The sequence below is a fragment of the Chryseobacterium sp. MYb328 genome, assembly GCF_037572595.1.
Taxonomy (GTDB): Bacteria; Bacteroidota; Bacteroidia; order Flavobacteriales; family Weeksellaceae; genus Chryseobacterium; species Chryseobacterium pennae.
The window spans coordinates 135,523-161,850 of the sequence record NZ_JBBGZQ010000006.1 but is presented as its reverse complement, the minus strand read 5'-3'; the positions used below and the strand labels follow the sequence as shown (position 1 = coordinate 161,850).

22 protein-coding genes are annotated in these 26,328 nt (G+C 35.9%); 11 read left to right on the top strand and 11 right to left on the bottom strand.

What is annotated here, in order from left to right; genetic code table 11:
- Positions 1-125: 125 nt before the first annotated feature.
- Positions 126-536: a winged helix-turn-helix transcriptional regulator gene (locus WH267_RS08715; protein ID WP_115973860.1), complete on the bottom strand. Its 411-nt coding sequence runs from the start codon at positions 534-536 to the stop codon at positions 126-128.
- A gap of 108 nt (positions 537-644) precedes the next feature.
- On the opposite strand from WH267_RS08715, the gene lpdA reads away from it, so the two are divergent.
- Positions 645-2,045 carry a dihydrolipoyl dehydrogenase gene (gene lpdA, locus WH267_RS08710; protein WP_340007419.1) on the top strand — a complete coding sequence of 467 codons (1,401 nt, stop codon included), beginning with the start codon at positions 645-647 and terminating at the stop codon, positions 2,043-2,045.
- Between the two features lie 398 nt (positions 2,046-2,443).
- On the opposite strand, the gene WH267_RS08705 is transcribed toward lpdA, so the two are convergent.
- From WH267_RS08705 to WH267_RS08695, 3 genes are all read right to left on the bottom strand, one after another.
- Positions 2,444-3,049: a hypothetical protein gene (locus WH267_RS08705; RefSeq protein WP_340007416.1), complete on the bottom strand. Its 606-nt coding sequence runs from the start codon at positions 3,047-3,049 to the stop codon at positions 2,444-2,446.
- 63 nt (positions 3,050-3,112) lie between these two features.
- Complete coding sequence (gene def, locus WH267_RS08700; RefSeq protein ID WP_340007414.1) at positions 3,113-3,694, bottom strand: peptide deformylase; 582 nt, start codon at positions 3,692-3,694, stop codon at positions 3,113-3,115.
- 56 nt (positions 3,695-3,750) lie between these two features.
- Positions 3,751-4,317 carry a Crp/Fnr family transcriptional regulator gene (locus tag WH267_RS08695; RefSeq protein ID WP_340007413.1) on the bottom strand — a complete coding sequence of 189 codons (567 nt, stop codon included), beginning with the start codon at positions 4,315-4,317 and terminating at the stop codon, positions 3,751-3,753.
- Between the two features lie 236 nt (positions 4,318-4,553).
- Between WH267_RS08695 and WH267_RS08690 the strand changes: the two genes are divergently transcribed.
- Positions 4,554-7,088: a phosphoenolpyruvate carboxylase gene (locus tag WH267_RS08690; RefSeq protein ID WP_340007411.1), complete on the top strand. Its 2,535-nt coding sequence runs from the start codon at positions 4,554-4,556 to the stop codon at positions 7,086-7,088.
- A 141-nt stretch (positions 7,089-7,229) separates the two neighbouring features.
- On the opposite strand, the gene WH267_RS08685 is transcribed toward WH267_RS08690, so the two are convergent.
- A complete protein-coding gene (locus tag WH267_RS08685) occupies positions 7,230-8,834 on the bottom strand; it encodes a S8/S53 family peptidase (RefSeq protein WP_115973865.1) in 1,605 nt (534 codons plus the stop codon).
- A gap of 87 nt (positions 8,835-8,921) precedes the next feature.
- On the opposite strand from WH267_RS08685, the gene WH267_RS08680 reads away from it, so the two are divergent.
- The 4 genes from WH267_RS08680 to WH267_RS08665 all read left to right on the top strand — a co-directional run bounded on the left by WH267_RS08680 (position 8,922) and on the right by WH267_RS08665 (position 12,774).
- Entirely contained in the window at positions 8,922-10,046 is a 1,125-nt protein-coding gene (locus WH267_RS08680; RefSeq protein ID WP_123319688.1) for a DegT/DnrJ/EryC1/StrS family aminotransferase, read from the top strand.
- Positions 10,047-10,502: 456 nt separating this feature from the next.
- Complete coding sequence (galE, locus tag WH267_RS08675; RefSeq protein WP_340007407.1) at positions 10,503-11,522, top strand: UDP-glucose 4-epimerase GalE; 1,020 nt, start codon at positions 10,503-10,505, stop codon at positions 11,520-11,522.
- Between the two features lie 20 nt (positions 11,523-11,542).
- Positions 11,543-12,307: a methyltransferase domain-containing protein gene (locus WH267_RS08670; RefSeq protein ID WP_340007405.1), complete on the top strand. Its 765-nt coding sequence runs from the start codon at positions 11,543-11,545 to the stop codon at positions 12,305-12,307.
- A gap of 14 nt (positions 12,308-12,321) precedes the next feature.
- Complete coding sequence (locus WH267_RS08665; protein WP_115973870.1) at positions 12,322-12,774, top strand: adenylyltransferase/cytidyltransferase family protein; 453 nt, start codon at positions 12,322-12,324, stop codon at positions 12,772-12,774.
- Between the two features lie 40 nt (positions 12,775-12,814).
- Here WH267_RS08665 and WH267_RS08660 read toward each other — a convergent pair whose 3' ends face one another.
- The 5 genes from WH267_RS08660 to pnuC all read right to left on the bottom strand — a co-directional run bounded on the left by WH267_RS08660 (position 12,815) and on the right by pnuC (position 18,825).
- Positions 12,815-15,421, bottom strand: coding sequence for a TonB-dependent receptor (locus tag WH267_RS08660; protein ID WP_340007402.1), 2,607 nt, complete (start codon positions 15,419-15,421; stop codon positions 12,815-12,817).
- 131 nt (positions 15,422-15,552) lie between these two features.
- Positions 15,553-16,578 carry an endolytic transglycosylase MltG gene (mltG, locus tag WH267_RS08655; protein ID WP_340007400.1) on the bottom strand — a complete coding sequence of 342 codons (1,026 nt, stop codon included), beginning with the start codon at positions 16,576-16,578 and terminating at the stop codon, positions 15,553-15,555.
- Positions 16,579-16,610: 32 nt separating this feature from the next.
- Positions 16,611-17,378, bottom strand: a complete 768-nt coding sequence (gene dapF, locus WH267_RS08650) for a diaminopimelate epimerase (RefSeq protein ID WP_340007397.1) — start codon at positions 17,376-17,378, stop codon at positions 16,611-16,613.
- 105 nt (positions 17,379-17,483) lie between these two features.
- Positions 17,484-18,149: a hypothetical protein gene (locus tag WH267_RS08645; protein WP_340007395.1), complete on the bottom strand. Its 666-nt coding sequence runs from the start codon at positions 18,147-18,149 to the stop codon at positions 17,484-17,486.
- A gap of 4 nt (positions 18,150-18,153) precedes the next feature.
- Entirely contained in the window at positions 18,154-18,825 is a 672-nt protein-coding gene (gene pnuC / locus WH267_RS08640) for a nicotinamide riboside transporter PnuC (RefSeq protein ID WP_340007393.1), read from the bottom strand.
- Positions 18,826-18,989: 164 nt separating this feature from the next.
- On the opposite strand from pnuC, the gene WH267_RS08635 reads away from it, so the two are divergent.
- The 5 genes from WH267_RS08635 to WH267_RS08615 all read left to right on the top strand — a co-directional run bounded on the left by WH267_RS08635 (position 18,990) and on the right by WH267_RS08615 (position 24,727).
- A complete protein-coding gene (locus WH267_RS08635) occupies positions 18,990-20,504 on the top strand; it encodes an amino acid permease (RefSeq protein WP_340007391.1) in 1,515 nt (504 codons plus the stop codon).
- A 56-nt stretch (positions 20,505-20,560) separates the two neighbouring features.
- A complete protein-coding gene (locus WH267_RS08630) occupies positions 20,561-21,571 on the top strand; it encodes a WD40/YVTN/BNR-like repeat-containing protein (protein ID WP_340007389.1) in 1,011 nt (336 codons plus the stop codon).
- Between the two features lie 6 nt (positions 21,572-21,577).
- A complete protein-coding gene (locus WH267_RS08625; protein ID WP_340007387.1) occupies positions 21,578-21,946 on the top strand; it encodes a hypothetical protein in 369 nt (122 codons plus the stop codon).
- A gap of 219 nt (positions 21,947-22,165) precedes the next feature.
- Positions 22,166-23,524: an oxygen-independent coproporphyrinogen III oxidase gene (gene hemN / locus WH267_RS08620; RefSeq protein WP_123319680.1), complete on the top strand. Its 1,359-nt coding sequence runs from the start codon at positions 22,166-22,168 to the stop codon at positions 23,522-23,524.
- A gap of 447 nt (positions 23,525-23,971) precedes the next feature.
- Positions 23,972-24,727 carry a hypothetical protein gene (locus tag WH267_RS08615; RefSeq protein ID WP_340007385.1) on the top strand — a complete coding sequence of 252 codons (756 nt, stop codon included), beginning with the start codon at positions 23,972-23,974 and terminating at the stop codon, positions 24,725-24,727.
- A 21-nt stretch (positions 24,728-24,748) separates the two neighbouring features.
- Here the strand turns inward: WH267_RS08615 and WH267_RS08610 are convergent, their stop codons facing one another.
- Positions 24,749-26,125 carry a PQQ-dependent sugar dehydrogenase gene (locus WH267_RS08610; RefSeq protein ID WP_340007383.1) on the bottom strand — a complete coding sequence of 459 codons (1,377 nt, stop codon included), beginning with the start codon at positions 26,123-26,125 and terminating at the stop codon, positions 24,749-24,751.
- Positions 26,126-26,328: the final 203 nt, after the last annotated feature.

The following is a 26,328-nucleotide window of genomic DNA, read 5'->3' as shown; positions in this document are numbered from 1 at the left end:
AAATTTACGGAATGAAAAGGGAAAATTGAGTTAATGAAATTTTAAAATTGCTATCACTGATTTTCATGAAAGCTATCAAAACCTGTTTACCAATCTGTTGGTAACGGATTATTATTTGATTGTATTTATTGGGACTTATTGGAAAGGTAGACTTTCGCTCTTTTGATAAAGTCTTCTTTATCCTTTTTGATGTCTTCCAACAACTTTTTCCTGTCATCCGGAATCGTCAGATATTTGTCTCCCCATAGGTTGATTTCAACAATAATAGGTACCAGATCAATTCCTTTTTCTGTAAGATAGTATAATATTTTTAGCTTATTGTCCGGATGATCCCTTTTGTCAATAATTCCATTTTCCATAAGGTTCTGAAGCCTTGTAGCCAGAATATTGGACGCAATTTTTTCATCAGCTTTCTGAAGTTCTCCATAAGTACATTCCTTTTTAAGCATCAGATCACGGATGATTAATAGTGACCATTTATCGCCCCATATTTCCAGTGAACAGCTGATAGGGCAGTCTGATCTTTTTCTACTCATTATTTTAATTTTTTTTTTTAAAAAATATTACTTGCAAATTGAAAGTAATTATTTTAATTTTGCTTTTATTTTGCAAGTAAATTTAATCATAAATAATTAATAAATCAAATGGAAAACTATGACATTGCCGTGATTGGCTCAGGACCCGGTGGATATGTTGCAGCTATAAGAAGTGCTCAATTAGGCTATAAAACAGTGATTATTGAAAAATATGAAACATTGGGGGGAACCTGTACAAATGTAGGCTGTATTCCAACAAAAGCTTTACTGGACAGTACTCATCATTATGCAGACGCCCAACATAAGTTTAAGGAACATGGAATTAAGCTTGATACAATAGAACTGGATTTTTCTCAGCTGTACAAAAGAAAATCTGAAATGGTAGGTAAAAATACCAACGGACTCGATTTTTTAATGAATAAAAATAAAATTACCCGTCTGAAAGGGACAGCAGGTTTCGTCAATAACTCTGTTATTAAAATTACTAATGAAACAGAATCCAGAGAGATTACAGCTAAAAACTATATCATTGCAACCGGCTCAAAACCATCAACTATTCCGGGAGTGGAAATTGATAAAAAGAGAATCATTACTTCCACTGAAGCTTTATCCTTACAAGAAAAGCCTGAATCTATGGTGATCATCGGAGGCGGAGTAATAGGAGTAGAAATGGCCTCCATCTTCAACAGAATCGGAACACAGGTCACAGTTCTCGAATATGCAGATCATCTGATTACAGCGATGGATCATGAATTGGGGAAAAATCTTCAGAAAATCCTAAAAAAAGAAGGAGTTGATATCCGCTTGGGACAGGCTGTTTATAAAACCGAAAGTTCAGAGTCTGCAGCAAAAGTCTTTTTTAAAGATAAAAATGGAATAGAAAATAGTCTGGAGGCTGAATATGTTTTGGTAGCTGTAGGAAGAAGCCCTTATACAAAAGGATTGGGATTAGAAAATACAGCAGTGGAGGTAGACAACCGAGGATTCATTAAAGTTAATGAAAACAACAGGACGTCTGTTTCTAATATCTATGCCATCGGAGATGTAATCGGCGGAGCAATGCTTGCCCATAAGGCTGAAGAAGAAGGTGTTTTGGTAGCTGAAACAATTAACGGACAGAATCATCATATTCACTACGACCGTATTCCTTCTGTGGTCTATACCTGGCCGGAAGTAGCATCTGTAGGGTACAGTGAAGAATATCTCAAAAAGAATAATATTGCTTATAATGTTGGAAAGTTCCCATTTTCAGCCAGTGCAAGAGCCCGAGCATCGATGGATATGGATGGGTTTGCAAAAGTTTTGATTGATCCAAAATATGGAGAGGTACTTGGAGTACATATTATCGGAGCCCGAGCTGCAGATCTTATTGCACAAGGCGTTATTGCCCAGGAATATGAAGTCACGGCAGAAGATATGTTCCGTATTTCGTATGCTCATCCAACCTATTCAGAAACATTAAAAGAAGCATATCTGATCGCATCAGGACAAGGAGCAATTAATATCTGATCCTGAATACTTTAAATTGCCACGGATACACAAATAAAATAATTAGTGTATTCCTGGCAAAAATTCTGGGTAACTCTTGCCGGGAATCTTTGATTTTCTTGCGCCTTAAAATATGCATGTTGTTTAACATCTTAGCGACCTTGCGTTTTCCAACAATATGAGTATGATAAAAAAAGGGAATGTTTGGAAACGCAAGGTCGCTATTTTTTTCCTTTTGATGCTGTTTTTAAGGTGCTAGGATTTCATCTGCGATAAAATTGTATACAGCTAATAATTGCCACGGATACCTTTAGATTTGCAAAACGTATTCATGGCAAAAAATAAGTGACGTTCTTGCTGAAAACTTTTCATTTTCCTGTATCTTAAAATAGATGTAAAGTTATTGTCCTTCCAATATATTATAAAGTGGTACAGTCCTCATTTTTTGAGTAAATACCATTACTTTTAGCTTCCAGTTTTCCGGTCTTTCTGTTGATCTTAATTAAAAAAGACTCTTTAACAACCGGACAGCCTTTAGATTGTAAAACATACAGGGAAATAGAGTTATCTTCAATTTTATAAGAACCTGTAAAACGGTTTTTAGTATCGATAGTGTAGCCATATGTCCTGGCCAGTAAAATAGCTTCCGGAAGATTATCTACTGTTCCGATGAAATCCCTTAATTGCTGTTCATTGGAAAAATAAACAGGTCTGTCTTTTTTACAGGCAAGAATATAGGAAAAACAATTATTACCCATGCATTTCTGGAAAAACCCTTTTTCAGGAGCAGGCTCATTAATGGTCATAAAAAGAGGGGCCTGACTTTCATAGATGATAGCCTTGTCTGGATCATTGTCATTGGTGAGTACTCGCCAGTATTCGTATTCTTTATTGGGAATGACAAAAGGGTAAAGATATTCAGTAGTATCCAGAATATCCGGAATTTTTTTATAATCATCAGGAACCTTGATCTGTGCAAAAAGCAGATTGGAAAAGATCAGGGAAAGCGTGATGATAATTTTCATAAGGAAACGTGTTTTCAGAACAAATTTACGAAAATTACTCATGTTCTCAATGCCCTAAGAAGATTATAAAAACGTCATAGGATATCCGGTTTTAATATTTCCGTTGACAATCTTCTTCAATTTCGATTCTATCATTTTTCTTGTTAATGGTTTCAAATGATCAATATATAAAACTCCCTGTGTGTGGTCATACTCATGCTGAATGATTCTCGCCGTTAATCCTGTAAAAGTTTTGGTTTGTCTGATAAAATCCTGATCGAGATATTCAATGGTAATTTTCCAGGGCCTTTCTACCTTTTGAGACAGTCCGGGAATGCTTAGGCATCCTTCATAATCTTCCCAGGTCTCTTCAGAAGTGTTTATAATCTTAGCATTAATAAAAGTTTCCCTGATTCCCTTATCATTCCTTTCGAAGGAGAGAAGCTGATCTTCAGTATCAAAGTTTTCAAATATGATCTGGCTGTCAGCAATAAAAAGCTGTAGGGGGTTGTTGATTTGGGAAGAGGAAAGGCCACATCCATTGGAGTTTTCCATGGTTTCCCACATATTGGCAATAAGGTCCTGTATTTCCTGGCTGTTTTCATTAACCGGTATGCATTTCTGCTTTAAAATACGGTTCCCATAGGCTACAATAGGTAAATTCATTGAAATATTTTTCTGCAAAGTTCAACAGAAGAGGGAAGATACACAATGAACCTATGTTAATTAATTTGTCTGCGGATTCTGCTTAAAGCCTGTGGAGTAATTCCGATATAAGAAGCAATATATTTTAATGGAACCCGTTGCAGAAGCACAGGCTGTTCAGTAAATAGTTTTAAGTAACGTTCTTTGGCGGTAAGTTTCAATAAAGAAAGTTCCCTTTTGCTTTTAGCCAGAAACAGTTTCTCGGAGGCAAAACGTCCCAAATGATTTCCCACATTGGTCTGATTATAAATTTTCTGTAAATCATCAAATGAGATCTGCCATACAACCGTCTCTGTTAATGCCTGCATTTCATATTCAGAAGGCGTTTGAGTGAGGAAAGAATCATAGGCACAGGTAAATTCCTTTTCAAAACTGAAGCTAAAAGTATACCCATGTTCATCATCAGGAATATAAAATCTTACCAATCCGGATTCGATGAAAGACAAATAGTTTTCCGTATCACCTTGCTGCGTAATAATTTCGTTTTTAGCATACACTTTTCTACGGAAATATCCTGCGATGAATTCCCATTCAGATTCCTGTAGCTTAACAATTTGTTCGTAATATTCTCTGATGTAGCCCATATTCGAAAATTTTTGATACAACAGATAAAATTGTATCTAAGAATTAATTAAAACCCAAAGTTACAAAATGTTTCATTGAAGATATAGATATTGAATATTTATAGAATACTTAATTTTTGAGGATAAAATTAAGCTGTAATTGCTATTGTTATTTTAAATTTTCAGGTGAGAATAAAGTTTTAATTTTTTGTCATTTATCAATTCAACTAATTCCAAAATCACTTACATTTGTTATTATGAGACACGACCAACGCGCAGAAAAATTCAGGCAGATCGTGGAAAATAAATTCCAGATCTACAATTCATTATTTATGAGCCTGCCTTATGATAAAATGACCAATATCGGGATGTTGCTTCCCTTCCTTTATGAGGAAAGCAAAAGCGGCTATGATGCAGGAAAAACCCCCGAAGAAATTGTTGAAGAATTTTTTAAAAACCATACCGATCTTCAGACCGAAGAGCAGAAACTTGAACTGCTTTTTAAGATCATTCAATATATAGAAAGACAGGTGGTTTTATTCGACAGTATTGAAGATGCTGCATTTCCCAATCTGCATTCCGAAAGTGATGGCGGAACCGTGACCAATCTTTTTGAACGTTCTTTTCAGGATCATAAAATTGAGAAAGTACGTGAGAAATTAAAGGATTTCAGTGTAAAGGTTGTGTTTACAGCGCACCCTACACAGTTTTATCCAAGTTCAGTACAGAGAATCATCCAGGATCTGAGAGGGGCCATTACCAGTGATTCCGTTACTCAGATTGATACCCTTTTGCAGCAGCTGGGGAAAACCCCTTTTGTGAATAAGGAAAAACCGACACCAATTGATGAAGCTCTAAGCATTATTTCCTATCTGAGATATGTGTATTATGATACGATTGGTGAATTATTTACGAAGATTAAAAAGACATTTGGAAACGGAAATTTCCATCTGCATGAAGATATTATACAGCTTGGCTTCTGGCCAGGAGGAGACCGTGACGGAAACCCTTTTGTAACGGCCGATGTCACCAAAAGAGTAGCCGAGGAGCTTCGTTCAGCCATTCTGAAGTCTTATTACAGCCATTTGAAATTCGTCAGAAGGCGATTGAGTTTCAGAGGTGTTTCTGAAGTATTGACGGCTTTAAGCGAGGAGTTGTACACGGCTATTTTTGATGGGAAAACAATTACAGCAGAAGATATTTTAAAGAAAACAGATGAGGCTGAAAAAATATTGATCAATGAGCACAATGCACTATTCTTAGATCTTTTGGTGAATTTCAGAGATCGGGTGAAAATTTTTGGAACTCATTTTGCCACGTTGGATATCCGCCAGGACAGCAGAATTCATCAGAAAGTCATTGATGAGGTTTTTGCAAAAGTATACGGAAATGAAGAAGCTGACTCCGAACAGAAATTCAATAAGCTGATTCAGATTTTAAAACAGGTAAATGCAGCTGATTTTGAGGATATTGTAAAAGATACATTACTGACGGTAGCTCAGGTTTCCAAAATTCAGGACCTGAACGGGCTGAGAGGAATGAACCGTTATATTATCTCCAATTCTGATGCCGTGAAAGATGTGATGAATGTCTATGCATTCTTTAAAGTGTGCGGATATCAGGACGAAGACATCAATATGGATATTGTGCCGCTTTTTGAAACCATGGAGGGGCTTGATAATGCAGAGCATGTGATGAATGAACTGTATCAGAATCCTGTATATAAAAAACATCTTGAAAGAAGAGGAAACCAGCAGACCATTATGCTGGGCTTTTCTGATGGAACCAAGGATGGTGGATATCTAAAGGCCAACTGGGAAATTTATAAGGCTAAAGAAGTACTGACGAAACTTTCAGAGCAGAATAATATTAAAGTTGTGTTTTTTGACGGCAGAGGAGGACCTCCGGCAAGAGGTGGTGGAAAAACCCACGATTTCTATGCGTCCCAGGGAAAAACAATTGCGAATAATAAAATTGAACTGACCATTCAGGGGCAAACGATTACCAGTATTTTCGGAAATAAAGAACAGGCAAAATACAATTTTGAACAGCTTTTGACTGCCGGAGTAGAAAATGATGTATTTAAAAACGCCAAAAAAGATCTTACGGAGAAAGAACGGGCATTGATTATTGAGCTGGCAAATATCAGTTATCAGAAATATTCAGATCTTAAGGCCCATCCAATGTTTGTTCCCTATCTTCAGGAGATGAGTACACTGGAATATTATGGAAAAACCAATATCGGAAGCCGTCCATCTAAAAGAGGAAACGGAAGTGAATTGAAGTTTGAAGATTTAAGAGCCATTCCATTTGTAGGTTCCTGGTCACAATTGAAACAGAATGTTCCCGGATTTTTCGGTTTTGGCTATGCTATGCAGCAGTTAAAAGAGGAGGGAAGGTTTGAAGAAGTTAGAGAACTGTATAAAGGCTCAGATTTCTTTAAAACTTTAGTCCTGAACTCCATGATGAGTATGAATAAGTCTTACTTTCCTTTAACTTATTATATCAAAAACAATCCTAAATTCGGAGCATTCTGGAATGTTCTTTTCAGTGAATATGAGCTTTCAAGAGATATTATGCTGGAATTGACTGGTTTCAAAATACTTCAGGAAGAAGATCCGTTATCCAGAAAATCAGTGAAGATCCGTGAAAAGATTGTTTTACCATTGCTCAGTATTCAGCAATATGCACTGATGAAAATTCAGAAAGGTGAAGGAAACAAAGAAGCTTATGAGAAATTAGTGACAAGATCTTTATTCGGAAACATTAATGCAAGCAGAAACTCGGCTTAAATTGCTTTTAATGAAAGCGATATTATCAAAAATATACTATTTATAGTGAAAAAAACGGGTCTAATGACCCGTTTTTGGTTTATAATCAGTTTCGTAATATTAGTGATAAAATAGTGCTATTTGTGTTTAAAATAATGAAGATTATTCCTTTATAAACTTCTTATAATACCCTTTATCAAGGGTCTGTATTTTCAGATAGTAGATACCTTTTGCAAAATCATCAACCCTTACAGACTTCTGATCACTCACTTTTCTTATCAGCCTTCCCAGATTGTCATAAATTTCCAGCGAACTGATGTCATCTTCTGAGGCAATATTAAGAATGTTTTTAACAGGATTCGGAAACAACGCGAATTTTTCTTTTTTTACAATTTCAGAAGTATTTAATACACCATTGTAAAGACTTCCGAAGTTAAGAATGCCATATCCTATCTGATCTGTGTGATTAGGATAAAGTGAAGCCGTCTGTCTTAGCTTTGTTTTGAGCTGATCCCTATTCATGGTAGGAAATGCCTGGAGAAGACAGGCAACACCTCCCGCAGCAATAGGAGTAGCAAGGGAAGTTCCGGTACTCGTAAAGGTGGTATCTCCTAAAACAGTTGCAGTAGCAGTTCCTCTAGCACTTCCATCCGGTTTAATGACTCCCAGTGAATTAGGTCCGAAAGAAGAGAATACAGATGTATTTCCTGAAGAATCTACTGCTCCGATCGTAAATACCTTAGCGTTGTCTGAGGGAGTTAAAAGATAATGCCATGGTTTATCCCCTGAATTTCCTGCCGCAGCAAGAACAAAAATTCCTTTTTCAGCAGCAATTCCGGCTCCCCTTGCAATAAAGGACGTGGTTCCGTTCATATCGGCATAAGTATAACTGTATTGAGGATTGTCAAATGCCTGATATCCAAGTGAGGTTGTGATAATTTCTACTCCCTTTCTGTCTGCTTCTTCAGCAGCTTCGATCCAGTAGAGTTCTTCCTCAGGAATTTCAGCAGCGGTATTTTCACTTCGGTACAGATAAAAATCCGCATCCGGTGCAGAACCTACAAAGATATTTTCCAAATAACCACCAATAGCTCCCAGTACAACGGTGCCATGTGCATTTAGAGAAGGGTTGTAGATGTCATTGGATTTGGTAACAAAGTCATAACCAGCCTTTATCTTATTATTGTTGCGTAGTCTCAGAAAAGCATTTCCGGTATTCACAGTAGGAAATCCTGTGTCAATAACGGCAATGGAAATTCCGGTTCCTGTAAAGCCTGCAATGTGAAGAGGTCTTATGTTTACCTGGTCAATCTGTAAGGTACCGGAACCATATTCAAAATTGGTAAGTCCCTTCTGGGTATTCGTAGGATTTTTCCATTTATTAACGGGGGTCTGCTTTACTGTAGGAGTTCCGTTTCGGGCAAAACTTTCTACGGATAAAACAAAAGGCTGGGTTTGCAAAGTGGCAATTTGAGCAGGGGTTGCGTTGACTGCCGCTCCGTTGAGCCATTTAGAATAATCTGTAACGGTAAATCCTAGATTCTGAAGGTTTTGTATGTAAGATTGTTCTATAGGGACGTCCTGATCATTAAGGGATATGCCTAATGTTGTACGTCTGTCAAGCGATTTTTGGCTAAGCTCAGAAAGAGGATTAGCATAAAATACTGCTTTATTAGGCTTGTCTTTAAAATACACAAAAACAAGCTGAGTTTGTGCAATACTATAAGAGTAACCTGTTAGGAAACAAAAGAGTAAAATTTTTTTCATATAAATTTTTGTATAAAGATAAAAACAAAATCAATAAAATTTTTGATAGGATTTTAAAATCCTTATTTTTACAGAAATAATTTATTTATGAAAAAAATTCAGATGGTTGACTTGCAAAGTCAGTATTACAAAATAAAGAATGATGTAGACAATGCAGTTTTAAATGTAATGGATTCCGCGGCTTTTATCAACGGTCCTGAAGTAAAGTCTTTCCAGAATGAATTGGAGTCTTATTTAGATGTAAAACATGTTATTCCATGTGCAAATGGAACTGATGCATTACAGATTGCCCTTATGGCGCTGGATTTGAAAGAAGGGGATGAAATAATTACTGCTGATTTTACTTTTGCAGCAACAGTAGAGGTGATTCATCTGCTTAAATTAAAATCTGTTTTAGTAGACGTAGATTATGATACATTTACTATTTCAACAGATGCTTTAAGAAAGGCGATCACACCAAGAACAAAAGCAATTATTCCGGTACATTTGTTTGGGCAGTGTGCCAATATGGAAGAGATTCTGAAAATTGCTGAAGAGCACAATTTATACGTAATTGAAGACAATGCACAGGCAATTGGTGCAGAATATACATTCTCTGACGGAACATCGAAATATGCCGGAACGATGGCAACAGTAGGAACTACATCTTTCTTTCCTTCCAAAAATCTTGGATGTTATGGTGACGGAGGTGCTATTTTTACAAATAATGATGAGCTGGCACACCGTTTAAGAGGAATTGTTAACCATGGAATGTACGAGAGATATTATCACGATGAGGTGGGAGTGAATTCCCGTTTAGACAGCATTCAGGCAGCGGTTTTAAGAAAAAAGTTACCACACTTGGATTCATATAACGAGGCGAGAAGAAAAGCTGCTGACTATTATGATGAAGCGTTCGCAGGAAATCCGAATATCTTAACTCCAAAAAGATCTGAAAGCTCTACTCATGTATTCCACCAGTATACATTAAGAATTCTGAATGGAAAACGTGACGAACTTCAGAAGTTCCTTACTGAAAAGGAAATTCCGGCAATGATCTACTACCCTGTAGCATTAAGAAAACAAAAAGCCTATTTCCAGGAAAGCAATGATGCTGACTTTGTAAATACAGATAAGCTTTTGGGGCAGGTAGTTTCTTTACCAATGCATACGGAACTGGATGAAGAGCAGTTGAAGTATATCACAGATGCTGTCCTTGAGTTTATGGGATAAAAGGAGATGAAGGGATTTTTTCTTAAAGGTAAAAAGTATAAATTCTTTTTAGGAGTTCATCTTTTTATTATGGGGATTTATTCACTTTATTTGATCAATACAGTGATGTCCTACAATTCCTTGTCTTACTCTAGATATTATAAAGAGAGTATTTTTGAAAATATTTTTAAATACTCTCTTTACATCATTGTAAATTTAATTGCAGGAATAATCATTTTTTGCAAATTAAAATATACCAAGATTATTCTCAATTTTTTTGCTGTAGTGATCCTTATTTTAGTTTGTTTTGCTAATTATACCTTAATTAAAAGTTACATTAACAATTCATATTATAACTTTGTAATTATTTTTAATACATTAGTTATCGGTTTTGTTTTTTTTTATATCTTTTATTTAAATCATAGGGAAATAGAAAAAAATGAAATAGAAAATATAGGAAAACACGAAGATTAAAAAATGGCAATACTTGTTACAGGAGGACTTGGATATATTGGTTCTCATACAGTAGTAGAACTTATCAATAATGGCTTTGATGTTGTTATTGTAGATGATCTGTCCAATTCGGAGAGGTTTATTTTAAATAATATAGAGGAGATCACTGGTAAAAAACCAGTTTTTTATCCTTTTGATCTTAAGCGTAAAGAACTTCTTTCACAGGTTTTTGACGCTCATAATATTGATGGGTGTATTAATTTTGCGGCTTCAAAGGCTGTAGGAGAGAGCCAGGTAAAGCCTGTAGACTATTATGAAAACAATTTGTTTTCACTCATCAATATCCTTCAGGAATTTAAAGAAAGAGAAATCTCCAACTTTATTTTCAGTTCGTCATGTACTGTATATGGACAGGCAGAAGTAATGCCGATTGATGAAAATACTCCGTTAAAAATGCCTGAGAGCGTTTATGGAAAAACTAAGCAAATGGGTGAGGAAATCCTGATCGATTTTGCTAAGGCATACAACAGAAAGATATCATTATTAAGATACTTTAACCCCATTGGAGCACATCCCTCAGCAAAAATCGGAGAATTACCAATAGGAATTCCTAATAATTTAGTTCCTTATGTTATGCAGACCGCTGCAGGAGTTCGTGAGAAACTAAGTATTTGGGGGAATGATTATCCTACTGAGGACGGAACAGCTGTTCGTGACTATATTTATGTAGTAGACTTAGCAAAGGCTCATGTAGCTGCTTTAAAGAAGCTTATGGAAGATCAGTCCGGTGAAACATTGATTGATACTTATAATCTAGGAACTGGAAAAGGGTCATCCGTTTTAGAAGTCGTAAAAGCTTTTGAAATTGCAAATGGAGTAGATGTTCCTTATCAGATCTGTGAGAGAAGAGAAGGGGATATTACTATTGCCTATGCAGATCCTTCAAAAGCAGAAAAAGAACTTAACTGGAAATCAGAAACTTCCCTGGAAGAGTCTTTAAGGACAGTCTGGGAATGGCAGAAATATCTCAATTCGAGAAACTAAACTCATAAAACACCACCATTATGGCTTGGAATCCTGAAATATATGATCAATTTAAAGAAGAGCGTTCAGCCCCTTTCTTTGATCTGTTGAAACTGGTAGAATCAAGAACGGGAATATCCGTTATAGATCTGGGGTGCGGAACGGGAGAGCTTACCTCAAAACTTTTGGATTACTTAGAAGATTCTAAAGTCTTAGGAATAGATTCTTCTGAAGAAATGCTTGAAAAAGCGGCTCAGTTCAAAACAAGCAGGCTGAATTTTGAAAAAAGAAGTATTGAAGAGCAGCTTCATTTGGGAGATACTTATGATCTGATTATTTCCAATGCGGCTATCCAGTGGTGTGGTAATCATAAGGAGCTTTTCCCAAGAATCATCAGTAAAATTAAGGAAGGTGGACAACTGGCAGTGCAGATTCCCTCAAACCACGAATATGTAGTTCATCAGCTGCTCAGAAAGATTGCAGGTGCTGAGCCTTATAAAAGTGCTTATGACGGATGGGAAAGAGAGTATACTGTTTTGAACATTGAAGACTATGCCAGAATAATATTCGACAATAAAGGAAGAGAAATCACCGTTTATGAGAAAGTATTCCCTCATGTTCTTGAAAATGCAGAAGCAGTATTCACCTGGGCTTCCGGAACCGCTATGCTTCCTTATATAGAAAGGCTTCCTGATGAAATGAAAGAACAATTTAAAAACGATTATAAACAACAATTGCAAAACACCTTCCCTGAATCACCGGTTTTTTATCCGTTTAAAAGAACATTTATTTCAGCGAAGTTTTAACTTTTAACATTAATATGAAGACACAAAGAATAGGTATTACATTTTCCTCATTTGATTTATTACATGCAGGGCACATTAAAATGCTGGAAGAAGCAAAAACAGTATGCGATTATCTGATCGTAGGGTTGCAGATTGATCCGTCTCACGACAGACCCAACAAAAACAAACCAAGCCAGACTATTGTTGAACGCTATATTCAGCTGAAAGCTGTAAATGCAGTGGACGAAATTATTCCTTATTACACAGAAGAGGATTTACTGGATATTTTAAAATCTTTTGTTATCGATGTAAGAATCATTGGTGATGATTATATGGACAGAGATTTTACTGGTAAACAATACTGTGAAGAGAAAGGTATTGAGATCTTTTACAATAAAAGAGACCACAGGTTTTCTACCAGCGACTTAAGAAAAAGAATTTATGAAGCTGAAAAAGAAAAAGAAGAGAGAGCTGAAATTGTAAAATAATAAAAAATCCCGAAATCTAAATTTCGGGATTTTTGTTTTATTACATCGGGCCTTGCTGTTCGTCACCAGTTGTATTAGAATTAATATCCTTTTTTCTCTTAGGTTGTTCTATTTTCTCACCTTGTTTGAATCTATAGGTTAAAGAGATAGAAAACTGTCTTGGCTGCCATTGCATAAAGCTGCTACGGGTATAATCATTGGTGTAATTAAATACTTCCATCCCTCTTGTATTGAAGATATCCTGAATGTTGAAAGTAATAGTTCCGTCTCCTTTCCAAATGGTTTTGGATGCTCCAAAGTTTACAGCATACATATCCTTTCTGTCCTGGCTGACTGTCTTTTGACCACCTCTATAGAAACCTTGCAGCTGTACGCTTAAGGTCTTATCCAGTTTGAACGTTGTATTAAGACGTAATCTTGTAGAGAAACCACTTCCTGTAAAGTTTAATTCTCTTGTCTGTGCTAAACCATCTTTATCTATGGTAGCATAAGAAGTAATTCCTGTCGTTTTGTATCTGAATATATCTGCACTTCCCATAATTTTGAACCATGCAAAAGGATCATAGGTAAAGTTCAGATCCAAACCGATACGATCGTCATTGCCCAGATTTTCCGGTCTTGTATAGAATACTGTTTTTCTTTCATCCGGTCTGTAGACCAGCATTTTCGTATCATCTGTGGCATGTCTATAATAAAAAGTAGGGTTCAGGGTAAACTTCTTCTTGGTAAGGTTATAGCCTACTTCATAAGAATCTACATACGATGGATTTAAATCGATATTTCCCTCGAAAATATTCTGGTTATTGGTGTAGCTTGAGAAAGGAACCATAAAGAATGATCTTGGTCTGTCTATTCTTCGGGAGTAATTAACTAAGATCTGATTATTCTTAGCGATGTCATAACTTAAGAATACGCTTGGGAATAAATTATTGTAATTCTTGGATTTATCTAATGGCTCCTTCGTAGGGTTCTGGCTGATATAATGGATCTTAACATTAGAAATTTCATCTCTTAATCCTACCTGATAGCCGAAGTTTCCAATCTTACTCCTAAACTGCAGATAGAAAGCATTGAAGATTTCCCGATAGTCTGTATTGTTGTTATAATCTGCAATCAGTGGATTATTAGATGTGGTGCTTACAAAGTTATCATATGTATTGTTGTTGACATCCAATCTGTAACCAGCTTCAAGTTTTGAATTTTCGCCTAGTGGCAATTCATAATCTGCCTTTCCGATTACCGTTTTACTTACAGAATGTCTTCTTGTAATATCCTGTACAGAAGGAACATGATCTACACTTTCCAGAATGTCTGCATTGTTATTACTTCTGTTTCGTTGTAAACTTAATGATAAGGATAAGTTTTGCCCTTTATCGTTAAATTTATGATCCAAACCTACATCTCCCTGAAAAGCAAGATTATTAAAAACAGTTTTAGAATCCCTTAATGTATAAGGGTTCATAAGCTTCCATGGATCTGAGGTGTCTTTTGTGTACTTGTAAAAAGTGTCATAGGTATTTACCAGATCATTTCCGTCTCCCTCAAAAGTTCTCACCAATCCTGTTAAGTTGATGGACGTTTTTTCAGAAACATCATATACAAAACCGGCACTTGCATTATAGTTTTTATTATATGTTTTACTAGTGGAGTTTTGAAGCTGATGAACAGGAACGGTAGGGATTTTATCTATTTCTTCCTGAGTAGTAGGGATAGGATTTATATCAGGGAATTTAATATTATGGTAAGTGGTTTCAGCATTATTTTTGGTTTTGTTTTCTGTATAGCCACCACCGCCATTTACAAACCAGGTCCAGTTGTTTTTTCTCCAGCTTAAATTGGCATTAAGGGAGGTTCTCGGAAAGTATCCAAGACTTCCCACTACACTACCGTTAAATCCTACTTTTTTGCTTTTTTTAAGAATAATATTTAAGATACCGGAAGTTCCACTAGCTTCAAATTTTGAAGAAGGATTGGTAATGACCTCAATTCTTTCAATCTGGTCAGCCGGAATACTCTGCAATGCATTGGCTCCATCATCAATCCCTAATAGGGAAGAAGGTTTACCGTTGATCAGGAATTTTACATTAGAGCTTCCCCTCATAGAAACGGTTCCGTCTGTATCTACTGTAACAGATGGTACATTCGTAAGAACATCCTGAAGACTTCCTCCTTTACTCACAATATCCTGAGATGGATCGTACGTTTTTTTATCCAGTTCTACCTTATAGGGCTTAGCTGCAGATGCTGTAATAACAACTCCTTGGAGCTCCTGTGTTTTTCCGTCTAATGTGGAAGTCGTTGAAGCTTCAATAGATAAAGCGCCAATATTTCCGGCTCCGGTAATGTTTTTGTTAATAATGCTTTTTTTGTAATCAATAGCTTCTACAGTAATGTCGTAGCTGCCGGGAGCAAGCTGTAATTTATATTGCCCCTTTTCATCGGTCAATACCGCATCACTGAATGATTTGTTGGCTTTGTTACTAAAGGTTACAGAGGCATAAGGCACCGGTTGGTTCTTCTTATTGACAATGATCCCTGAAATGTCGGCCTTCTCCTGAGCAAAGGCCATTGCAGCTGCCGAAAGTACTAACGTAAGTCCTAGTGTTTTTCTGGTGAAAATATTGACAATTTCTGTCTTATTCTTCATAGGTTATTTTTTTGTATAAAATCGTGAAAGGATAACCCTTAATATTTTGACAATTTGTATTAAATTGATTTTCAAAATATTATGATTTATGTATTGTTTTTTTCTGTAAAATCCTGGTGCCTGCTAAAAGCTTATTTTATATTCTTTGAATTGAGCCAATCCTGATAAGCTTTTGCATTTACAGCATGTTCTTCCACACTGGCTGTAAACTTATGATATCCAAATCTTGCGGGATCTGCGCACATAAATATATAATTGTTGTTTTCTGCATTCAAAACAGCATCTACTGAGTTCTTATCCACTACGCAGATCGGCCCTGGAGGAATCCCTGCATTGGCGTAGGTATTGTATGGAGAAGGAGTAGATAAATGTTTATATAATACCCTTTTGATTGGTTCTTTAAAATTTGTCTGTTTATTGATCGCATAGATAACGGTAGGATCAGACTGAAGCTTCATTCCTTTTCTGTATCGATTTAAATACAAACCGGCAATGGTCTTCATTTCGTCCTTCTTCCCTCCCGATTCTTTGTAAACAATTGATGCCAGTGCATAAATCTGATCTCTTGTAAGTCCGGATTGCTGTTCTTTATTTTTTCTTTCACTGGTCCAGAAATCATTGTACTGGTCATCAAATTTTGCAAAAAATTCTCTTGGGCTTACTGTCCAGAAGAAATTATAAGTATCAATGAAAAAATATTTCTTTAAGTCTTCAATGTTCTTATATCCTTTTTCCTGCGCAACCACATCCAGATCATTCACAAAATGAAGAGAATCCAGTTCTGTTTTTTTGGTAACCTTTCCAATCATCTGGTACATATCTCCAAAATCACCAATTCTGAAAGAATTGGCCGTTTGGTTACCTGCTTTGATCATATTAACAAGGTCTGTATTTCCTTTCCCACTTTGAATATGATAACGCCCTGCCTTAAAATTAGTAACAAGTCCTTTATCTTTAGCTACCGCTTCGAAAGAACTGTGATCCTTAATATACGGAGCAATAGAATCAAGAATCTGATTAAAGTTTGCCTTATGAGGGATCAAAATATAACCGCCCTTTTCTACGTTATTTCCGAAGTATTTATTATAAAATCTCAAACCAAAAAATCCTGCCACTACAAAAACAAGCAGAATGATAATGAGAATAGCTTTTTTCATTCCTAAATAGTATTGATTAAAAGTTTTTGATTTTAAAGAATATCTACCTTACCTTTAAAAACTTGCTTTGCAGGACCCTCCAGCCAGATGTTGCAGAAAGAATCACCGCTTTTTTCAGCATATACCTTAAGATTTCCTCCTAGGGTTTTAACTTTTACGGAAGTTAGATTGTCTTTTTGAAGAAAAGTTAAAGCAGAAGCTGTAACTCCTGTTCCGCAGCTGTAAGTTTCATCCTCAACGCCTCGTTCATAGGTTCTTACAAAAATTTCATTGTCAGAAATTTTTTCTACAAAGTTGACATTGATTCCTTTTTCTTTATAATTTTCTGAATTTCTGATGCCGTGTCCCTGTGTATAAACGTCATAATCGGCAAGATTTTCTACATATTTTACATAATGAGGAGAACCGGTATTAAGAACTGCATCATTTCCGTTATGTGAGACTGTATTCACATCAATCATCTTTAATTTAATGATCCCATTGTGAATTTCTGCTTCATGTTCACCATCTATCGCAATGAATTTGCATTTGTCTTCAAAAACATCAAGAAAAAAGGCAAAAGCTACCAGGCATCTTCCTCCGTTTCCACACATCGTACTTTCTCCACCGTCTGAATTATAATAGACCATTTTAAAATCATAATCAGGATCGTTTTCCAGAAGAATAAGGCCGTCTGCACCTATTCCAAAACGTCTGTCACATAGTTTTTCAATGATATTTTTGTCTTTAGGAAACTGAAGGTCACGGTTATCTACCATTACAAAATCATTTCCCGTTCCCTGATATTTATAAAATTCCATATTGTTTTTTGTCTGAATGAAGAAACAAAATTAGTATATTTAAAATGAAAAACGAACAGTGTTAACTGTTCGTTTCCTTATTTATAATCGTTATTTATAATTGTTCTATCTAAAGCCCCCGCCACTGTTTTGTTCTCTGCTTGAACTGGTGTTTGGAGTGCTTTGAGTGCTTGAGCTGTTTCTGAAACCTCCTCCGTTTGAAGATTCAGGTCTAGTGGTATTGGTGTTTGTATTTGTACTTCCTGAGTTTCTGAATCCGCCTGCGTTCAGGGTTCTGTTTTCAAAACTATTGCTGTTTTGGTTTCTGAATCCACCGTTATTTTGGTTATTCTGATTTCCCTGATTATTCTGATAACCGCTGTTTGAATTTCTGAATCCACCACTGTTGCTGTTATTAGAGTTTCTGTTATATCCTCCATTGTTATAAGATCCGCTGTTGTTATTACGGAAACCGTTATTAGGTCTTTGTGAAGTGACCGTAGGAGTTGTATTTCTTCTTTCTACATACACTTTTCTTCTGGAATTATTATAAGTGTCATAATAGTAAGGCATACCATTATCATAGTAGTAATTGATGTTGTTTCTATAATAATAGCCGTCATTACCATAATATCCGCCATTGCCATAATATCCGGAAGGAGCGTAGTAAGATCCATTGTTATAATATGGATCACCATAACCATTGCTGCCATATCCGTCTGTATAAGCCATACAAGATGTTAAAGTGCTAATAGCAAAGATGCTAACTGCTATTTTTAATAAATTTTTCATAACTTTATTGTACTTTTTTTTCTTTAAAACTTTTTTTCCAATTAAGGTATCCTAAGATAGCCATTATAGTAAATACCAAATATTGAACCGAAGTGATGCCAAGCCCCTTAAAAATCATCATAGGCATACAAATAATATCTCCGATAATCCAGAAAATCCAGTTCTCAATGCGCTGTTTGGCCATAAACCACATTCCTACTAAAAATATTGAAGTGGTAAAAATATCCAGCCAGTTTGCCCAATCCAGATGATATAATCCAAGATTGGTTCCTTCCATTGAAAAGTGATTGTCAATATAAGGTTTATAATAATAAATAAATGTGACAAGTCCTAAACTCAGGATAAAAAGGATTCCTGCATAGAACCATTCTTTTTGTGTCGCCCACGTAACGTCCACATGCACATGGTCTTCCGAATTTTTAGCCCACAATATCCAGCCATAGACACTCATCACAGTATAATAAACATTGATCAGGCAATCTCCCAGCAGCCCAAAGTTAAAAAGAATATATACATAAATCAGTGTTGAAATAATGCCTGTAGGATATACCCATATATTTTTCTTAATGGAAAAATATACGCTCAAAATTCCGAAAATGGCACCTGATACTTCAAGCAAAATCTGTAAAGCATCATAGTTTTCATAGGGTTTTACAAAAAGATCATATAAATTCATGCGATCAAAAATAAGCAAAAATATGGACTTTTTAAAATGAATTAAATAATGTGTTAATTAGGTTTTTAAGATTTTAATATAAAATAAATGATGAAATTTTAACGATAAACGTGAGGATTCCTAAAATTTTTATATTTTCGTAAATCCTTAATAAATAAAAAAACATGTCGAAAATTTGGGTTAAAAAACCACTAAGTGCCTATGAGGCAGATATGAAGAAAAGTGAGCTGAAGAAAGTCCTTGGAAAATGGAGTTTAACAGCAATAGGAGTAGGTGCTATCATCGGAGGTGGAATCTTTGTTCTTACGGGAACAGGAGCCTATTATCATGCGGGACCAGCACTTGCAATCTCCTTTATTATAGCAGGTATTGCCTGTGTTTTTGCAGCATTATGCTACGCGGAGTTTGCCTCCATTATTCCTGTTGAGGGATCTGCATATGCTTATGCATACGGAACAGTAGGTGAAATTTTTGCATGGGCCATGGGGTGGTGTCTCATCCTGGAGTATGCCATGGCCAGTATGGCCGTTTCTGTGAGCTGGTCGGGATATTTCACCAAATTTTTGAAAATATTTAATATTCACTTACCGGCTTATCTTACTTCAGATCCATCAAGTTATACAGGAGATGGATTTTCTATGAACCTGCCTGCATTTATTCTTGTTCTATTGATTACAGCCTTATTGGTAAAAGGAACTAAAGAAGCAGCAGGAGCTAATAACCTGATTGTTTTGATGAAAACTTCAGCTGTTATTTTTGTGATCATTGCAGGGGTTTATATTATTTTTTCCAATACTGATCTTTACAACGCAGTTGATGGAGTTAAAAATTGGAAACCTTTTATTCCTGATCAGATAAAACTTAAAAATTCAGAAGGGGATTTGGTTTCAGCCTATGGTATTAAAGGAATTATTTCAGGGGCTGCAGCTATCTTTTTTGCTTATATTGGTTTTGATGCCGTTTCTACACAGGCAGGAGAGGCTATCAATCCTAAAAAAGATGTGCCTTTTGCTATTATTGTTTCATTATTAGTTTGTACAGCATTATATATTTGTGTGTCTCTTGTTTTGACAGGAATGATGCATTATTCAGACTTTAATCCTGAAGGAAAATATCCTGATGCCATTAAAGCGCCGGTAGCTTATGCATTCGAAATTGCAGGGAAACATTGGGCAAGTAATGTCGTAACCATTGCGGCTACTGTAGGATTGATCTCTGTAGTAATGGTAATGATGATGGGACAGTCCAGAATATTTATTGGAATGGCAAAGGATGGATTGATTCCTCAGTTTTTTGGAGAGCTTCATCCAAAAACAAAAACGCCTTATAAAGGAATTGTTTTATTAGGAGTAGTGGTGGCTTTTATCGCTGCATTTACACCGATTTCTACACTGGCAGATATGACTAGCTTCGGAACCCTGTTTGCATTTACATTGGTTTGTATTGCTGTTTGGGTAATGAGAAAGAAAGAACCTAACTTGATCAGACCTTTCAAAGTTCCAGCTTATAAAATCGTTGTGGCATTAGGAGTATTTATTAATATATATTTAATATTTAACTTAAGTGCTCATGCATTGGAACTTTCTGCTGTATGGCTTTTCTTAGGTGGTTTAGTGTATTTCCTTTATGGAAAATCTAACAGTAAACTTAACAATCCTGAAAAATATCAGAAAGATTAAATAATATAAACCGCTTCGGCGGTTTTTTTGTTGCAAATAACCAATCAAAATAATATATGAAAAATATTTTTTCCATTGTATTCCTGTCTGTAGGAATGACTGCATTTTCTCAACAGGTGGAAAGCATTGAAACAATTCTTAACGATAAAATAAGCATCAGAGCTCTTGAATTGTATGACAATAAAGTCTGGTACAGCGGGTCAGATTCCAAATTCGGTTTTGTAGATATTAACGATACCAAAAATCAAAAACAAATCAAACTTTCTGATGAAAAACTTGAATTCAGAACGCTTGCACAGGATAAAACTTCATTCTATGCGATCAATATTGTGAGCCCGGCCCGATTTTTCAAAATTGATAAAAAAGACTTGAAATCCCAGATTGTTTTTACAGATTCTGCAAAAACAGCATTCTATGATGCTTTACATTTTGTGAATGATAAACTGGCATATACTTTCAGTGATGCGGACAGTGACAATGTATTGAAATTGGCTGTTTATAAAGACGGAAAATGGGGTATGTTCAAGAATGATTTAAAACTAAATGAAGGAGAAGCTGCTTTTGCTGCCAGTAATACCAATATTTCCTCTACCAAAAAGCATGTATGGATTGCAACCGGAGGCAAAGCTTCAAGAATCTTAAGATTGAACCTTAAGAATGAAAAGCTGGAGGTTTTTAAAACCCCTTTTATTCAGGGAGAGTCATCACAGGGAATGTATTCTATTGATTTTAATGATGATCAATTCGGAATTGCAGCAGGAGGTGATTATACAAAACAGAGTGCTAGTATCAATAATATTGCAACGACTCATGATGGCGGTGAAACCTGGCAGATTCAGGCTTCAGGACAGAATGCAGGCTATACGACCTGTGTGAAAATAAAGCCGGGATCAAAAGGAAAGGAGATTATTGCGGTAGGAGATCAGCATATCAGTTATTCTTCAGATTTTGGAAATACCTGGAAGAAAATTTCTGATGAAAAAGGGTTATATGTTGGGCAGTGGATTGATGGGAACAGAGTGGTTTTTGCTGGGAAGGATAGGATTGTGATGATGAAACTGAAGTGATTTTTGATGAAAACAGAAGATGTTTTAAAAATATATGATATAGAATTTATCGTTTCTAAATTAGGAACACCATTTTTTTTAGGAGGTGGGGCCATGGAAGAACTGTTTACTTTTTTAAGGTCACCAATGGATATCAATGATTTACTGGAAATGACAGATCATTATCTGAATGGTAATCCTTTTCCTGTTGATAATGACTGGACGGTTTTTACCTGTACAATAGAAATGACTTCTGAGGGAGTTGTATTTGTGTATCCTGGTATAAAAGATCTGGATAGGGTAGTTCCTTTGAAAGATTTTAAGATTATTGCTACAGCATGGCTTGATTTTCTTGAAAGAGATTCCGGTCAGATTAAGGTTCCTTTATACAAGTAATATTAGATTTTACAGATAGGAAATCAGGATCAAAAAAATAAATAAAACTGATAGAATTTATCATTATCCCTGTAACCAGCTCTGTTGGCGTATTTAGACTCATTATAAAATACAACCTAATATAATTCATAGGTTAAAATTCATAACTAATGGTTAATTTTGTAGGATGGATTTTTAATAATGTTAAATTTCCCCACCTTATAAAATTTTATTTTCAAAATGAACTCTTTAATAGATAAGTATAATATTCCCGGACCCCGTTACACCTCTTATCCTACCGTTCCTTATTGGGATGATTCTACATTTTCACCGGAAGGATGGAAGGAAAGCGTAATCAGGTCTTTTCATGAAACCAATGCAGAGGAGGGAATTTCTATTTACATCCATTTGCCTTTCTGTGAGGCATTGTGTACATTCTGCGCATGCCATAAGCGTATTACTAAACAGCATAGCGTTGAAGTTCCTTATCTGGAAAGCGTTTTAAAAGAATGGAAACTTTATCTTGAGCTTTTTAATGAAAAACCAAAGTTAAAAGAGCTGCATCTTGGTGGTGGTACTCCTACATTTTTCTCTCCTGAAAACCTGAGAACATTGCTGGAAGGAATCTTTTCCACAGTAGAGATTGCGGAACATCCTGAGTTTTCATTTGAAGGACACCCTAATAATACAACAAAAGAACATCTTCAAACCTTATACGATCTGGGCTTCAGAAGAGTAAGCTTCGGTGTTCAGGATTATGATCCTAAAGTACAGAAAGCGATCAACAGAATCCAGCCTTTTGAGAACGTGAAGAATGTGACCGAATGGGCTAAGGAAATTGGTTACAGAGGAATCAGCCATGATTTAGTATTTGGACTTCCACATCAGAGTTGGGAAGCGATGGAACATACAATCAGAAAAACAATGGAGCTGAAGCCGGACAGACTGGCATTCTATTCCTATGCACATGTTCCATGGGTGAAAGGAGTAGGGCAGAGAGGTTTTGATGAAAATGACCTTCCAAGTGGAGAAGAAAAGCGCCGTCTGTATGAAGATGGTAAAAAACTGCTTCAGGATTTAGGATATATTGAAGTGGGAATGGATCACTTCTCCTTGGAACATGATGATTTATACCAGTCTCTGATCCATAAAAAACTTCACAGAAACTTTATGGGCTATACTTCAAGCAATACCCAGCTGATGGTAGGACTTGGTATGTCTGCTATTTCAGATTCATGGTATGCTTTTGCCCAGAATGTAAAAACAGTGGAAGAATATCAGACGATGGTAGAAGAAGGTAAAATCCCTGTTGTAAAAGGCCACGTTCTGAATGAAGAAGACCTGATAGTAAGAAGACATATTTTAAATCTGATGTGCCAGCTTGAAACTACTTTTACTGCAGGCAACTCTTTCCCTGAGCTGGATAACGCTTTAGAAATGCTGAAGGAAATGGAAAATGACGGGTTGGTTGAAATTTCCGGTAAGGAAATTAAAATTACTGAAGCGGGAAGGGCTTTCACCAGAAATGTAGCGATGGTTTTTGACCTCAGGATGATGAGAAATAAGCCGGAGACGAGAATCTTCTCGATGACGATATAGAGAATGAGACATAAGGCTCTAGTCATATTTCTATATATTTATACACTTTCTTTCAGTTTTTTTAAGACGGTAAGATGGCCCAATGAATGGTCTCAGTCGCATTGGCTGATGGACTATAGGTTTGGATTCATCAAGAGGGGCTTTGCTGGTGAGATCTTCGGATTTTTTTTTGAAAAAAATGAGTACCAGATACAGATATTATCTGCAGTGATATTATTTTTACTATATGTGACAATACTCATTACTGCAGTTAAGCATACTCTACAAAATTACAGTATTCATAAGGTTCTTTTTTATGTAGTTTTTTTTCTGTCTCAATATGCTATATTGTCTGCCCATCTTATCGGGTATTTGGATCATGTGATTTTTCTGTTGACAATGCTGGCCCTGTTTCTTATTCGGAATAAAAAATATTGGTGGGCATCTTTGCTGTGCACAGTCAGTGTGATGATACACGAAATTATATTCTTTATCATGCTTCCGATTTGCCTTTTTGCTTTATTGGTAAATGAATGGAAAGGCCATAAGCCGGTCTTTACATCAGCAGTATTGAAAAAAGTAGCTTTTTTTCTCATCATTCCGATGGGAGCAACCTTTTTAATTTCTGTATATCAGGAGTTTTTCGGAAAAGACAATCGTGATCTGATTTTTCAGTATTTAAAATATTCCGGATTGATAAGTGATCGTGTTTCAGGTGTGGTTGCAGACGCCTATACAGAAAGCTTTTTAAATTATCTGAAACAGGAAAGTTCAACATTTTTTTTTAAAATTTACTCTTTCGGAATTCCTGTTAAATTTGGAATTCCAATAGCTTTTATGTTCTTTGTAATCTATAAACAATTCCGAAAAGTGAATCAACATACAATTCTCCTGCTGTATATAATATCACTATTTCCTCTGCTATTGCATACGATTGCTTGGGATACCTTCAGGATATGGTCATTTTCGTATATGATTCTGTTTCTTGGTTTTGGGATATTGGATACTCAGTTTAAAATGGTGAGACATTTTCAAAAGGTAAACGGATTTGAGATTTTATTTTTTGTGTCAGCTGTACTCACTGTTTCTATTTTTAATAATATGCTTTTTGATCAGGAAATTGAAAGATTTTCAAAGCCTGAAAGATTATGTTTTTTAATTCCTGTCTTTTCTGTAGTATTTTATTTAATGAAAAATGCCCCAATACAGAATATTGAGGCATAAACTTTTATTTAAAAATAAAAATTATTTGATGATCAGTTTCTGACTATATGATTTCATGTCTCCTAGTTTCAGATTGATAAAATAAACTCCTGTTGGAATTCTGGAAATATTAATGCTTTTACCATTGATGACCTGTTTAGATTCCAGTACTTTCCGTCCTTCTGTATTGATGATCTCCAGTGTTAAATTCTTCTCCCTGATGCCATGAACGAAAATCTCTTCAGTGGCTGGGTTAGGATAAATGCTGATTTTGTCTAAACTGTTATTTTCCTGAGTAGCTAAAGTTCCTGTTGTAATTTTAAAGATCTTTCCACTGGTGACTGCTGCCACATACAATTCCTTTTGTGAATCCTGACCGAAGGAGGAGAAGCCGTTTCCGCTGTAAGCAGAGGTCCATATGATCGAATTATCAGTACTCAGAATGCCTATTTGATCGGAACAATAGTCTGCAAAGAAATATTTTCCCTGAAGTGAAGGATATTGAGAACCTGCATAAACGTAGCCTCCGGTGATAGAGCATTTTCCACCAGAATGATCATAGATGGCAACAGGGAATGTCATAGAAGACTGAGCAGCACATCCTGAAGTGTTATAGGCCGTATTTGCTTCATAGCAACGCCATCCGTAATTGATTCCGGCCTGTGTGACGGGCATTCTGTTGATTTCTTCAATTGCTCCCTGGCCTACATCTGCAATCATAGCATTTCCTGCATTGAGATCAAATGAAAATTTCCAGGCATTCCGAAGTCCGTAAGCCCACACTTCATCTGCTCCGTCAACGCCAGCCCCGGCAAAAGGATTGTCAGAAGGAATATTGTATGGAACCGGATCTGTGGTATTCACATCTATTCTCAACATTTTTCCGAGAAGTGAGTTTTTGTTTTGTGCATTGTTGTTAGGATCGCCACCACTTCCACCATCTCCTGTTACAATCCAGAGTTTTCCGTCAGGGGCAAAATGAATGCTTCCACCATTATGGTTAGCGAATGGCTTTGGAATGTTCAGAAGGATTTTCTCAGAGTTGGGATCTGCTGCATTGGAATTGGTGGTACTTACTTTGTACCTGGCAACGATAATATTTCCCGCAGTGTTGTTATAATACACAAAAAAATACCCATTAGTTGGGTATTGAGGATGGAAGGCGAGCCCTAAAAGCCCTCTTTCTCCTCCATAAAGAATTTTTGAGGTAATATCCAGAAAATTGGTGGTATTAATGGAACCATTAGGCTGGATAATCTTTATTATACCATTCTGCTGAACAACGAATAACCTACTGTCATTGGCATTCGTAATCTCGACCGGACTGGTTAATCCGGTGGCAAATTCTTCCAAATTAATGCTTTGAGCATTAACGATTAAGGAAGAAACAATACTTAGGCTAAAAAGTAAATTTCTCATAATATTTTGATAGTTAGTGTGTTGAAAGATGAATGAAAATTTTATACCAATTAAATTTTGAAAACTTCATTAAGATACCACGAAATAATTGTTAAATCTTAAATAGAAATCAGAATGCTGATATATCTGAAAATAAACCATTTCTGTTGTTAAAAATTCATAAAATACAAGAAAATCATTATATTTGCCGACTTAATTTAACG

Bases quoted from the DNA above. Each gene is read 5' to 3' on its own strand.
- WH267_RS08635 (WP_340007391.1), top strand. From the start codon at position 18,990: ATGTCGAAAATTTGGGTTAAAAAACCACTAAGTGCCTATGAGGCAGAT.
- def (WP_340007414.1), bottom strand. From the start codon at position 3,694: ATGAATTTACCTATTGTAGCCTATGGGAACCGTATTTTAAAGCAGAAA.
- pnuC (WP_340007393.1), bottom strand. From the start codon at position 18,825: ATGAATTTATATGATCTTTTTGTAAAACCCTATGAAAACTATGATGCT.
- WH267_RS08690 (WP_340007411.1), top strand. From the start codon at position 4,554: ATGAGACACGACCAACGCGCAGAAAAATTCAGGCAGATCGTGGAAAAT.
- WH267_RS08670 (WP_340007405.1), top strand. From the start codon at position 11,543: ATGGCTTGGAATCCTGAAATATATGATCAATTTAAAGAAGAGCGTTCA.
- WH267_RS08610 (WP_340007383.1), bottom strand. From the start codon at position 26,125: ATGAGAAATTTACTTTTTAGCCTAAGTATTGTTTCTTCCTTAATCGTT.
- galE (WP_340007407.1), top strand. From the start codon at position 10,503: ATGGCAATACTTGTTACAGGAGGACTTGGATATATTGGTTCTCATACA.
- WH267_RS08665 (WP_115973870.1), top strand. From the start codon at position 12,322: ATGAAGACACAAAGAATAGGTATTACATTTTCCTCATTTGATTTATTA.
- WH267_RS08660 (WP_340007402.1), bottom strand. From the start codon at position 15,421: ATGAAGAATAAGACAGAAATTGTCAATATTTTCACCAGAAAAACACTA.
- dapF (WP_340007397.1), bottom strand. From the start codon at position 17,378: ATGGAATTTTATAAATATCAGGGAACGGGAAATGATTTTGTAATGGTA.
- WH267_RS08715 (WP_115973860.1), bottom strand. From the start codon at position 536: ATGAGTAGAAAAAGATCAGACTGCCCTATCAGCTGTTCACTGGAAATA.
- WH267_RS08645 (WP_340007395.1), bottom strand. From the start codon at position 18,149: ATGAAAAATTTATTAAAAATAGCAGTTAGCATCTTTGCTATTAGCACT.
- lpdA (WP_340007419.1), top strand. From the start codon at position 645: ATGGAAAACTATGACATTGCCGTGATTGGCTCAGGACCCGGTGGATAT.
- WH267_RS08685 (WP_115973865.1), bottom strand. From the start codon at position 8,834: ATGAAAAAAATTTTACTCTTTTGTTTCCTAACAGGTTACTCTTATAGT.
- WH267_RS08625 (WP_340007387.1), top strand. From the start codon at position 21,578: ATGAAAACAGAAGATGTTTTAAAAATATATGATATAGAATTTATCGTT.
- WH267_RS08705 (WP_340007416.1), bottom strand. From the start codon at position 3,049: ATGAAAATTATCATCACGCTTTCCCTGATCTTTTCCAATCTGCTTTTT.
- WH267_RS08630 (WP_340007389.1), top strand. From the start codon at position 20,561: ATGAAAAATATTTTTTCCATTGTATTCCTGTCTGTAGGAATGACTGCA.
- mltG (WP_340007400.1), bottom strand. From the start codon at position 16,578: ATGAAAAAAGCTATTCTCATTATCATTCTGCTTGTTTTTGTAGTGGCA.
- WH267_RS08615 (WP_340007385.1), top strand. From the start codon at position 23,972: ATGATACACGAAATTATATTCTTTATCATGCTTCCGATTTGCCTTTTT.
- WH267_RS08695 (WP_340007413.1), bottom strand. From the start codon at position 4,317: ATGGGCTACATCAGAGAATATTACGAACAAATTGTTAAGCTACAGGAA.
- WH267_RS08680 (WP_123319688.1), top strand. From the start codon at position 8,922: ATGAAAAAAATTCAGATGGTTGACTTGCAAAGTCAGTATTACAAAATA.
- hemN (WP_123319680.1), top strand. From the start codon at position 22,166: ATGAACTCTTTAATAGATAAGTATAATATTCCCGGACCCCGTTACACC.